Genomic DNA, 12,623 nt, shown 5'->3' on the forward strand with positions numbered 1-12,623 from the left:
AGTAAAAGAAAATAAAGTCACACCGCGTCAGCAGTATGTAGAGAATGGTTTTTAGCTCGTTTGAACACAGAGATGCGATTTGAAAGGATCGAAATACGTTAATATCAACCAGTCCAGCGTACACTACCAGTAGTAGATCAACCACAGGATGACAGTTGTTCCATTATTTAAACAAAATATTTCGAATAATCAAAATCTTTACAACTAAATTCGACCTAATTCATTAATTAACAACCACTTAGTTAACACTATTAACAGTAACTTTTATTAATATTCATTTAATATCCAATCTGACCTTCTCTCTCGAAAGTAAGACCAATCCTAATCCCGTACAGTATTTCCCTCTATTTTTTACTGACCGGAGAAGAGGAAATGCAAACCCAAGACTGATGTTGCTGCGAACTAAATCGCTGAAATAACACTTGTTATCCAGTCGATGTCTGACAGAATTCAGAGGATATTTTGCTCTCTTTACTGCGAATTAAACTGGATTCATAAATGTCCATTCCACCGCCCCCAGCGAAAATCCAGCCTGAAACTCTCCTCAAGATGATCTGTGAATGCCAACCAGGTATAATCGGGGCATTGATCCTCACGAGGACAGAACTTACAGTAAACTCAAGAGCATATTGACTGCTCTGACTGAGTAAAACATGTTGCCGCCAACGAAAAGGAATGCTTTCAGATGCGCATGCGAATTTTTTCTTTTGCCTCGATCGTCTTTATCAGCACTGCTGTTGCTTCTGCTGAGGACTGGCCACAATGGTTGGGTCCGGACCGTTCCAGTACCTGGAAAGCGGAAGACATTGTCGACTCATTTCCGAAATCCGGACTGAACGTCGAATGGCGGGTTCCCGTGGGTCTGGGATACAGCGGCCCCGCTGTCGTTGGTGACAAAGTCTACGTGCTGGACTACGTCAAAGATTCAGGCAAGGTGGTCAACAACCCGGGCGGTACTTCAAAGATTGATGGCAAAGAACGTATTCGCTGCCTCTCTGCAGAGACTGGCGACACCATCTGGGAATATGCTTACAGCTGTCCCTACGAGATTTCCTATGCTGCCGGCCCGCGATGCACGCCGACTGTGGCTGATGGAAAAGTCTACGCGCTGGGTGCCGAGGGAAATCTGACGTGCCTGGATGCTCAGACCGGGAAGGTTGCCTGGAGTAAGGATTTCAAAAGCGATTACAAGTCCAAGACTCCTTTCTGGGGACATGCTGCCAGCCCGCTCGTCGATGGCGACGCAGTCTACTGCCTGGTAGGTGGTCCCGGTTCGATCGCGGTGGCCTTCGATAAAGAGACCGGTAAAGAACTCTGGCGGGCCCTGGACAACGAAGAGACCGGCTACTGCCCGCCAACCATGATCACGCATGAAGGCACAAAACAGCTGCTGATCTGGCATCCCAAGTCGTTGAACTCCCTCAACCCGAAAACGGGACAGGTTTACTGGTCACTGCCACTGAAGCCGCAGTACAACATGTCGGTGACCGTCCCCCGAAAACAGGGAGATTTTCTCTACGTCTCCGGTATCGGCGATGAAGCCGCCTGGATCGAATTGAATGGGACGTCCCAACCCAAGATCTCCTGGAAAGGGAAAACGCGTGAAGCGCTGTTCTGCTGTAATAGTACTCCGTTTATTGTGGGTGATACAATTTACGGCAGCGACATCCAGTCGGGTGATTTCATCGCGGTCGGCCTGAAAGACGGAAAGCGGCTCTGGGCCTCCAAGAAGGTCACCCAGGCCGGTCGCCGGGATCGTCATGCGACAGCGTTCATCGTGAAACACGATGATCATTTCTTCCTGTTTACCGAGAAGGGGGATCTGGTTCTCGCTGATCTGTCTCCCTCAGGTTACAAAGAGATCAGCCGTTTCCACGTCCTCGAACCGACCAACGAAGCCTTCGGCCGCCCTGTTGTCTGGAGCCACCCCGCCTTTGCCAATCAGTCGCTGTTCGCACGCAACGACAAAGAACTGGTGCGGGTGAGTTTGAAGAAGTAGTAACCCTGAATCATCCAACGCCCTGGCCTTCATTCTGTGAAGGCCAGTTTTTTTTATCTCAAAGCGGGCAGACTGTCTTTGAGCTTTGAAAACAACGTGGATTCCTCTCCTTCAGGGACCTGTTCTTCAGCACCTTTCCTCAGTGGGCAGTTCCGGCACATCACGATGAGATAAGCCGAAGGGATGAAGTAGAGTGCCAGTAATGTGGCACCGCCCACACCGCCGGCAATGGTGATCGCCAGAGGAGGCCAGAAACCGCCTCCCGCAAGAACCAGGGGAATGAAACCGGCCACGGTGGTCAAGGAGGTTGCGACGACGTGCCGTGTCGAACGCAGGACCACATCGCGGACAACGATGCGGTCCCCCTGGCTGGCACGGGGGTTGGCGCGGAGCTCGGCCAGAACGACGATCGCATCATTGATGGCGACCCCGGCGAGTCCCATCGATCCGACAATCGCCATGAATCCGAACGGAAAACCGAAGAGCCAGAGCATCCCCAGACCGAGACCGATCGAGAGGATGCCGACAATGCCCACCAGCCCTGCCACCCGGAAGGAGGAGAATGAGAGCACCAGCGTGGCAACCATTAACACCATCAGCACTCCCACATTGGCCATCAGGTTGCCGACGGCGTCATCCCGCTTGGAGGCTTCACCGCCCCATTCCAGGCGATAACCGGGGGGCAAAGTGAAACCGGACTGCTTCAACTTCGTCTGGAAATCAGCCAGGACCTTTGCCGGCAGGACGCCCGCTTTGATATAGGCCTGCACCTCGTTCATCCGTTCGCCGTTGAAGTGAGAAATCGCAGCGACTTCAGATGACATTTTGACATCTGCAATTGCGGTCAGGGGAACATACTGTGCCTGACCGTCTTCAGTCTTCTTGTTTGAAATCAACTGCAGGGAAGCGATTTGACTGAGCGATCCCCGGCGGTCCTGCGGTACGCGGATGCGGACCGGCAGCTCTTCGGTCTCTTCCAGAATACTACCTCCCAATGCCCCTTCCAGTGCTGCATTGAGCTGGTTGGAAATCTCTGCGTGATCGAGCCCCGCCAGCCGGGCCTGCTCTTCGTCGATTTTGAGCGTCAGTTTCGGAAGTGGATCCGCCAGTTCGGCTTTGTGATGTAAAACGTCAGACGTCCCGCTGAGAATCGTGCGGAGCTCATCGCCGCTCTGACTGAGCTGGTGCAGATCGGGACCAAACAGGCGGACCTCAATCGGTGCATCGAAGGGAGGCCCCTGCTCCAACTGGCGCACGAGGACGCGTGAGTGTGGCACCTTTTGATCCAGTTCCCGCTGCAGTTCGTGAATCAGCTGCCGGCCTCCGTGAGCCGTTTTCAACTGTACCAGTGCCTGAGCGAAATTGGATGCATTTTCCCGCTTGGCGATAATATTGTAATAGAACTGGGGCGCACTCTCTCCCAGGAACCATTCAATCCCCTTGACCTGAGGATGTGCAAGCACCACCTGTCGGATCGTCTCAATGGTCACTTTGGTCTCGGCCAGCGAGGCATGCGCGTTGAGCTCCAGTTCGATATTCACCTGATCGCGGTCGGCAGGGGGAAAGAACTGCTCGGGCAGTGAGCCGGCCACGATGAAACCACTGATCGGCAGCACACAGCCCAACGCCACGCCGAGCAGCGGTTTGGAAAACAGAAAATCAAGTGACTTCTGATAAGCGTTTCGCATTCCCTGATGGCTGAAGCCCACCTGCCACCAGTGACCTGTCTCCGGGTCTTCGTCGGGATCAGCGAACAGCGCTGCGATGGCAGGGATGACCGTCATCGCGAGGAAAAACGAACTGCAGATGGCGAGAATCACGCTGATCGCGATCGAACCGACAAACTCACCCGCCGGTCCGGGCATCAGGGCGATCGGGGCAAATGCCAGAGCCGTAGTGAGGGTGGAGCCCAGCAACGGAACCGCCAGATGACGGACCGTCGAGATCACGGCATCTTCAGGGGCCATCCGGGCATGCAGCTTGGCACGCACTTCGTCCACCACCACAATCGCATTGTCGATCAACAGGCCCAGCGCGATGATCAGGCCGGTGACAGACATCTGATGAATGGGAATCTCCAGCAGGCGGAGTCCCGCGAGGACCATAAAGGCAGAGAGAGGCAAGGCGGTGCCGATCACCAGCGCATTTCGCCAGCCCATCATGAAGACAATCACGACGACCACCGCCAGACCCCCGAACAGGAGGTTCCAGACCAGTCCGCTCAAGCGGGCCTCGACGTACCGGTTCTGATCGAACAGGGTCTGTACCTGCACGTCATCGGCCAGTGTCTGTTCAAACTCCCGGACTGCTGTTTTCGCAGCCTGGCTCCAGTGGTCAATTCGCATGCTGTCCCGCACGAACATTCCCAGGGTCACTGCCGGTTTGCCATCGGCGATTACCAGGCTACTCAGAGGCTGCGCGACTCCCTTGCGAATCGTAGCGATATCCCCCAGTTGTACCGAATGCCCTTCCGCGCCAAACTGCACGGGCGTGTTGGCAATCCGCGCGAGGGAATCGAGTTCGGAATCGACGTCGATCAACAGATCGCTCTTCTGCCCGCGGAGCAGTCCTGCAGTGAGCTTGGCATCAGAAGCTTCCACCTGCCGGGCGATTTCCTCGACGCTCAATCCGAGTGCCGCAACCCGGTCCGGCTGGATCTCGACCAGGATTTCTTCATCGGGATCGCCGAAGGTGTCGATGTCTTCAGTCCCGGAAATGGCCCGCAGACGATCTTCCAGCTGTTTGGCTGAACGCCGGAGCACGGCGTAGTTGACGGGACTCGGATTGTCCCAGACCAGGGCCACGATCAACGCATAGGCTTTGACGTCCATCTCTTCGAAATCGGGTTCCTTCGCCCCTGCCGGAAATTCGACGCGGGCATCATCGATTTTATCGCGAATCCGCGACCAGACTTCATCGACTTCGTAGACATCGTCCCGCAACTCGATCGTAATTGTCGACATGCCTGAACGGGAAATGGATCGGAGCTCCTTGATCTCGTCGAACTCGCGCAGTTCTTCCTCGATCTTTTCAGACACGAGCGACTCAACGCGGGTGGCATCGGCACCTGGAAAGCGGGTCTGTACCAGCGCAGAGCGTTTGGTGAGCACGGGATCTTCCATCCGGGGCAGCACGTAAAAGCTCGACAGGCCGGCAACCGTGATCAAAGCGATCAGGAGAATCAGTAAACGTCGGTTTCGATAGAATAAGCCTTCCAGCATGTCTGATATTCCCGTTCTATCCTGAAAGGTTGCATGACGTTGATTAGAACACGCTGTAGAGTCAAATCAGGCTTTTCCGTGAATCAGGAGCCTGACTTGATCACAACCCGCTGATTGTTCGCCAGTTTATGAATTCCATCCACGACCATCCGGTCTCCTGATTTCAATGTCCCCCGGACGAGGACGCGATCGCCTTCGGTATGCAGAATTTCAATCTGCCGTTTCTCAAGAACCAGTTCTCCCTCAGCTTTTCCCGGAACCACAGCATAAGCCGACCAGAGTCCGCGCTCACCCCGTGCCAGGGCACTGAGCGGCAACCAGAACCCCTGCATTTCCACCGGTTCTTCCATGGCGATGCGAATCACCTGGCCCGGGACCAGGTTTTGAGCGGCTGGTTCACCGAGTGCCAGTACCACTTCGCGGGTCCGCGTTACGGGATCCAGTTCGGGCAGCACCGCTTTCAGTGTGGACTGGTAAGATTTGCCGTTGAGCTGAACCTGCTGACGGGCGCCTCGTTTCAAACCAGGTGTCATTTCTACCGGTACGCCGATATGCGCTTCGAGATGCTGATCTTCGACCAGCCTCAGCAGCGGCGTTTCCGGAGAAATCACGGTTCCTTCGTCTGCATACCGTTTCGAGATCCGACCTGCAAACGGGGCTTTCAATTCTGTGTCTTCCAGGTCGATCTGGTTGTCTGCCAGTTGAGCATCCAGATTTGCCACTTCGGCTTTCTGGGCGGCGATCTGTTCTTTCCGGGTCCCTTCTTTCAGCTCAGAGAGCTGGCTCTTTGCGGCATCCAGCTGTGCCTGCTGCTGCTGGACGTCGTATTGTGAGGCTTCAAACACCGATTTGGAAATCGCGTTGCGCTGCAGCAGCTGTTCATTGCGGACGTGATCAGCCTGCAGATTTTTCAGTTTGGCGTTCAGTTGCCGGACTGCTGCTTCGGCAGCAGCGATTGTCTGAGGTCGAGGACCAGCCAGAAGTTCCGCCAGCTTCGCCTGAGCGGCATCCCGTTGGGCCTGCAGCTTCTGACGGATAATCTTCAAGTGCCGGGTATCAAGACGCGCCAGCACCATGCCTGCTTTCACCGGATCGCCTTCATCCACGCTCACCTCAATCAACTTGCCACTCCGTTCCAGTGAGAGTTCACTGGTGCGAGCGGCTTCGACCTTCCCGGTATATGTACGTTTGCGGGCGAACGAGTCAACCGGTTTCAGCTCGACAACTTCGACAGGTATCCCCCGTTCTGATGCCTGCTGTTTTGTGGTGATTTCCGTCGAAAATACCGGGCGGTGAAACAGCCAGTAGCCCCCGGTCAGACAGACCATGAGAGCGAACAGCAAAGGGAGTCGCAATCGCCTGAACAACCTTCCCGTCATTTGACGATTCGTCAACTTTGGCACAAAAAAAAGCGAATCAGACAGAGATCTGCTGGAGTTCATTTCCAAACACCTCCTCGCTGACACGATCGAAGACCGCATCGTAGTCGACGGCAGAACTGAGCGGCTGCCACTGAATTCCGTCCAGAAAACGATTGAAGTTCCGACGCAGCATTTCAAAGGGAGCCGAAATGCCCAGTTCATCCAGCGAATTGCTGGTAGCAATAATCGAATAGCCTCCGAAGGAGAGGGACCAGAGACCGAAGACGATTTCTTCGGGAGTCGCGTTTTCCCCCAGTTGGAGATCCCCCTGCGCAATCGCATCGCGAACAATGCCACCGACCACCCCCATGCAGCGATGCTCGCAATTGGCCATCAGCTTGCGGCGTTCCTCGGATGTCTTTTCCCAGATCGAATCGAGGCGAATCGTCTGCTCGACCCGGAAATGGTCGGGATAGAGTTTCACAAACAGTTCAGCCGCGGTACCAATGGCGGCAATGCGTTCGCGGGAAGTTCCCTGAAAGAGAGAGGCCTTCTCAAACATCGCCAGCCGCTTTTCCAGCGTCTGGATCGCGAGGGTGATGATGATCTCTTCCTTGCAGGAAAAGTGGTTATAGATCGTTCCCTTGGAGTAATCGAGCATGCTGGTGAGCCGGTCCATGTTCAGACCGTTATAGCCCCCCTCGATGAACAGGGGCCGTGCGCATTCGAGGATTTTCGCCTCGCGTTCCTGGATTTCACGTTGTTTGCGCTCTCGAGTACTCATAGTGACCTCATTTTTGACGGATCGTCATTTTTTGTCAAGATGTCACTGGAAATTATTCACTTTTCCGACAACGTCGGGCAGAATTCTGATTGATCTGCTGGAAACACCCGCAGCAACCAATAGACCTATACCCTTACAATAAAGTCACTTAGAAACAGAATCTGCTCAATTCCAGGTAAAAATCACGCCTGGAATTCTATTCTGTCCCAATGAAGGGAGAATCCGCACAGAACATGTGCAGTGCGTCAATTCGAGAGCGAATCAGGAGAACAGATCGAGGTATAAGGCGTTCAGCCCCCCTCTTGCTCCTCTTTCTGTTTCTGATACTCTTTCAGCTTGCGGTAGAGGGTCCGTTCGCCGATCCCGAGCATCTTGGCCGCCTCTTCCCGCTTGCCGTCGGCGAGATCCAGCGCCCGCTCGATGTAGTAGCGTTCCACTTCAGAAAAAGGACGACCGATGAGGAAATCGGCTCCCGAGCGGTCCGAGGTGTAACTGCTGTCCCCATCCGGGCCGGTCACGGGGACGATTTCTTCGGGCAGATCATCCAGATCGAGAATGCCATCGGTGTCCAGCACGAGCATCCGCTCGGCCGCGTTACGCAGCTGACGAATATTGCCTGGCCAGTCGTATGACATCAGTGCCCGACGGGCGGCTCGAGAGACGCCTTCGTACGGTTTATCGTACTGCGCGGAGAGTTCTTTGAGAAAGTGATCGGTGAGCAGTGGAATGTCGCCCCGCCGTTCCCGCAGGGGGGGCAGTTCGATTTTCACGACAGAGAGGCGGTAATACAGGTCCTGCCGAAAGGTTCCCTGCTTGACCATCTCCAGTAGATCCGCGTTCGTAGCAGCGACCAGGCGAACGTTCAGACTGATTTCTTCGTTGGTTCCCAGGCGGGCAATTTTGCGGTCTTCGAGCACACGCAGCAGTTTGATCTGGGTCTGCATCGGCATTTCGCCGACTTCATCCAGGAAGAGGGTTCCGCCGTTCGCATGCTCAAATTTACCGATCCGCTTGCCGACTGCGCCGGTGAAAGCCCCCTGCTCGTGGCCGAAGAGCTCGCTTTCCAGAATACTGTCCGGCAAGGCGGAGATATTCAGGGGCACGAACGGTTTGCTTTTGCGTTCGCTGTTCTGGTGAATGGCGCGGGCCACCAGTTCTTTCCCGGTCCCGCTCTCCCCTTCGATCAGCACCGTACTGTTCGTGGAGGCGACATTCTTCAGCTTCTCGATGATTTTATGCATCTGGGGCGTGTTGCCGATCACGCCTTCGAAGCCGAACTTTTCATCCAGTCGACGATGCAGTTCCGCATTCCGCCGCATCAGGCGGACACGGGTAGACGCTTTTTCCACCGCGTTACGGAGCTCGTTGATATCGAGCGGCTTGGTGAGATAGGTATAGGCCCCCAGTTGCATTGCGGTGACCGCGGAGTTAATCGACCCGTGTCCGGTCAGCACGATGACTTCGGCGTCGGGCAATTCTTCCTTGGCGGTACGCAGGATCGACAGACCATCAACGCCGTCCATGCGAAGATCAGTGATGACGATATCGGCGGTTTCGCGTTCAATCAGCTTCGCGCCCTGCTCTCCGGAGGTGGCGATTTTACACTCGCAGCCGACCCGCTCCAGGCTTTCCGCGACCGCCTGGGCATGTGCTTCATCGTCATCAATAATCAGGACACGAATCACGATGGATTCGAGATCCGTTTCCGTGGAGTCTTTCGAGCTCATCGAGCAGACTTTCTGCCTTCTATCTGTTGCAAAGGATAAAAAAGTTCGTCAAAGAACTTCGGTTAAGATGATTGAGTTTCAGCCAGGGAGGGCATCACCGGGCTGGAAAAACACATCATATTCCAGTCGAAAATGTAATGTAATTCTGCAGGGATGGATTTCTTCAGCAAACGGGAAAGGAAATGGTAAACCGCGTTCCGCGGCCGAGTTCACTTTCGCATTCAATGGTACCATGATGGGCGTCGACAATCTTTTTGACGGTGGGCAGTCCCAGACCGCTGCCCCCTGATTTGGTGGAGAAGAAGGCGTCGAACATCCGCGACTTGACCTTCTCATCGATTCCTTTGCCGTTATCGATGATATCCAGGTAGACGGTGCCATCTCTGTGAGAGGTCTGCAGTTCAATCAGTCCGCCATCGGGCATCGCCTGGACCACGTTCAGCGCCAGATTCATCAGCACCTGGCGAAACAGGGCTGGATCCACCTGGACGGCCGGCAGATCGGCGTCAAAGTGAGGGCTGATTTCAATCCCGGCTTCATTCGCCTGCGGACGGAAGAAATCGATAAAATCACTCACCAGCTCATTCAGATTGACGGTTGTCAGTGCCAGTTTGCCGACACGGGCAAACTGCAGAAAGGCGTCCAGAATGTCCTGCAGATGCTTACATTCCCGTTGAACGCTTTCTACTTTTTTCAGCATGCGGTGCCTGGCAGGAACATCGAGCGTCTCCAGATCTTCCGTCAGCAGTTCCAGATTCATGCTCATCGTCGAGAGTGGATTTTTGATTTCATGCGCCAGTCCGCCCGCCAGTGTGGCGATTTCGGAATACTGGGCTTCCAGTTTTTCGCGTTCCTCGACGCTCAGCGGGCTCTCGTTGATTGCGGATGGTCTCTGCATCGTCATTTCCCAACCGTACGGGCAAAACTGGGGAACGCGATTGCGGCACATTCCCGATCCTGTATCGGACACTGATATTTCAAAAATAAAACGATGAAGTCATCTCACATCGAGCTCCTTCATCGTTTTATGTTTATCTCAGATCAAAGTGTTGCTGAGCTACTCTTCTTCTTCGGTCTCAGCAGCAGCATCACCGTTGCCTTCCGCAGCGGCAGCCTGTTCAGCCAGAACTGCTTTGCGGGAGAGCTTGACGCGGTTCTGATCATCAACGGCGATGACCTTCACCTGCAGCCGGTCGCCCATTTTGCAGATGTCGCTGACTGATTTGACGAACCCGTCTGACAGTTCACTGATGTGACACAGACCGTCTTTGCCAGGAGCAATCTCGATGAAGGCACCGAATTCTTTGATCGAACTGACCACACCATCATAGATGCGACCGACGCGAATTTCTTCGGTCAATGCTTCGATGTGAGCCATGGCTTTTTCTACCACTTCGACATTTCCGCCGGAGACCGTTACGGTACCATCGTCCTGAATGTCGATGGTGGCACCTGTCTCTTCCTGAATCGCCCGAATCGTCTTACCGCCCGGTCCGATCAGCAGACCAATCTTTTCAGGATTGATCTTGGTCTGATGCAGTCGCGGTGCGTAAGCGGAGATCTCAGCGCGGGGACGACGAATGGCGGTGAGCATGGTTCGCAGCAGTTCCAGACGTGCTTTTTTAGCCGCTTCCAGAGTTGCTTTGATGATGTCTTCACCGATTCCGTCATTTTTGAGGTCGAGCTGAATCCCGGTGATCCCTTTCTGGGTACCGGCAACTTTGAAGTCCATATCGCAGAAATGGTCTTCGTCGCCGATGATGTCTGTCAGGACCTTGAAGTCATCGCCCTGGGTGACCAGACCGATGGAGATCCCCGCCACAGGCTGACGCAGCGGAACACCGGCGTCCATCAGCGAGAGCGTTGCCGAACAGACGGAAGCCATCGAGCTACTGCCGTTGGATTCCAGAATATCGGAGATCACGCGAATGGTGTAAGGGAAATCTTCTTCGTTCGGCAGTACCGGAGCGACAGAACGTTCTGCCAGGCAACCGTGACCAATTTCACGACGTCCCGGTCCCCGAATCGGACGACATTCCCCAACGGAGAATGAAGGGAAGTAGTAATGCAGCATGAACCGCTGCAGTTCTTCTTCAAACAGGCCATCGACACGCTGCTGGTCGCGTGAAGTTCCCAGCGTGACAGTTGCCATTGATTGCGTTTCGCCACGGGTGAAGATCGCAGAACCATGGACGCGCGGCAGAGACCCGGTTTCACAGGAGACATCCCGCAACTGGTCAGGAGTACGACCATCCAGGCGACGACCACTCATCGCCAGTTCGCGAACAGCACGTTGCTCCAGGTCATGGAAGGCATCTTCGAACTGAGCGCGAGTCGCTCCGTCTGCTGTCTCTGTCGCATCTTCGGGGAAGAACTTTTCAACCAGTTCGTCATGTATGACTTTGGTGCCTTCACGACGTTCTGCCTTCACCGTGCTCTGCATGGCGGAAGAAAGTTTCTGATAGATGGGATCATCCAGTTTCGCGATAAACGGATTTTCCGGAGGTGCTTCGTACTCGAAAGGTGTGACACCTGCTTTTTCACGCAGTTCCAACTGCAGATCAATGATCTTGCGCAGCTCACTGTGAGCATGCGTGATCGCGGCAGCCATTTCATCTTCGGGAATCTGAGCACCAAAACCTTCGATCATCAGAACGGACTTCTGAGATCCGGCGACGATCAGGTCCAGATCACTTTCGGCAATCTGTTCGTGGGTGGGGAAAGTGATCAATTCGCCATTGATACGTCCCAGGCGAACGGCAGCGATCGGCCCCTGGAAGGGAACCGGAGAGAGACAGAGTGCCGCGCTGGCACCGTTAATCGAAAGCACATCGGGATCATTGATCCCGTCACAGGACATGACGTTTGACATGACCTGCAGCTCGTCTTTAAATTCTTTGGGGAACAGGGGACGAATGGGACGGTCGGTTAACCGTGCCGTCAGAATTTCCTTGGTGGTAGGACGCCCTTCCCGCTTCAAAAATCCACCGGGGAACTTACCTGCCGCAGCAGCCCGTTCCCGATAATCAACTGTCAGAGGGAAGAAATCTGTCCCCTCTCTTGCGGCACCTGTCGCCGTTGCGACAAAGACGACAGTTTCACCATACTGAATAAGGACAGACCCAGCGGCCTGTTTCGCTAACTGACCAGTTGTAAGACTAAGTTTCTGTCCGCCAACCTCACATTCAACAACTACTTTCACAATAATTTCCTAATTCTTTTTCCGACAAACCGACAATGATCAGCGAACATTTTGAAACTATTTTCGGATGTTCAGCCGATCGAGAATTTCCCTATAGCTTTCTGCATTCTTCTTGTGCAAATAATCCAGCAGACCACGTCGGCGACTGACCATCTGTAACAGGCCACGACGACTCGCGTGATCTTTGACGTTCGACCGGAGGTGCTCGGTTAAATTGACAATCCGTTCGGTAAGCACAGCAATCTGCACTTCAGCAGATCCGGTATCCCCTTGTTTCGACTGATACTCTTGAATCAATTCTGCTCTTCGTTCCTGAGTGACTGACATTC

General features: G+C 54.3%; 8 protein-coding genes. 1 reads left to right on the forward strand and 7 read right to left on the reverse strand.

The annotated features are described in order from the left end of the window. The first annotated feature begins 685 nt into the window (after positions 1-685). Positions 686-1,999 (forward strand): PQQ-binding-like beta-propeller repeat protein, encoded by a 1,314-nt coding sequence (locus Enr10x_RS16000; protein WP_145450659.1) that lies wholly within the window; start codon positions 686-688, stop codon positions 1,997-1,999. 53 nt (positions 2,000-2,052) lie between these two features. On the opposite strand, the gene Enr10x_RS16005 is transcribed toward Enr10x_RS16000, so the two are convergent. The 7 genes from Enr10x_RS16005 to rpsO all read right to left on the reverse strand — a co-directional run bounded on the left by Enr10x_RS16005 (position 2,053) and on the right by rpsO (position 12,621). Beyond that, positions 2,053-5,220 carry an efflux RND transporter permease subunit gene (locus Enr10x_RS16005; RefSeq protein WP_145450660.1) on the reverse strand — a complete coding sequence of 1,056 codons (3,168 nt, stop codon included), beginning with the start codon at positions 5,218-5,220 and terminating at the stop codon, positions 2,053-2,055. 83 nt (positions 5,221-5,303) lie between these two features. Continuing rightward, the gene (locus Enr10x_RS16010) at positions 5,304-6,575 is read right to left on the reverse strand and encodes an efflux RND transporter periplasmic adaptor subunit (protein WP_197997240.1); all 1,272 of its coding nucleotides are present in this window, start codon (positions 6,573-6,575) and stop codon (positions 5,304-5,306) included. Positions 6,576-6,636: 61 nt separating this feature from the next. Then, positions 6,637-7,365 (reverse strand): TetR/AcrR family transcriptional regulator, encoded by a 729-nt coding sequence (locus tag Enr10x_RS16015; protein WP_145109786.1) that lies wholly within the window; start codon positions 7,363-7,365, stop codon positions 6,637-6,639. Between the two features lie 290 nt (positions 7,366-7,655). Next, positions 7,656-9,092, reverse strand: coding sequence for a sigma-54-dependent transcriptional regulator (locus Enr10x_RS16020; RefSeq protein WP_145109789.1), 1,437 nt, complete (start codon positions 9,090-9,092; stop codon positions 7,656-7,658). Between the two features lie 163 nt (positions 9,093-9,255). After that, positions 9,256-9,990, reverse strand: coding sequence for a sensor histidine kinase (locus tag Enr10x_RS16025; RefSeq protein WP_145116332.1), 735 nt, complete (start codon positions 9,988-9,990; stop codon positions 9,256-9,258). A gap of 159 nt (positions 9,991-10,149) precedes the next feature. After that, the gene (gene pnp, locus Enr10x_RS16030) at positions 10,150-12,294 is read right to left on the reverse strand and encodes a polyribonucleotide nucleotidyltransferase (protein WP_145109792.1); all 2,145 of its coding nucleotides are present in this window, start codon (positions 12,292-12,294) and stop codon (positions 10,150-10,152) included. A 57-nt stretch (positions 12,295-12,351) separates the two neighbouring features. Then, a complete protein-coding gene (rpsO, locus tag Enr10x_RS16035) occupies positions 12,352-12,621 on the reverse strand; it encodes a 30S ribosomal protein S15 (RefSeq protein ID WP_145041487.1) in 270 nt (89 codons plus the stop codon). Positions 12,622-12,623 lie beyond the last annotated feature (2 nt).

Origin of the sequence: Gimesia panareensis (assembly GCF_007748155.1) — a bacterium.
GTDB lineage: Bacteria > Planctomycetota > Planctomycetia > Planctomycetales > Planctomycetaceae > Gimesia > Gimesia panareensis.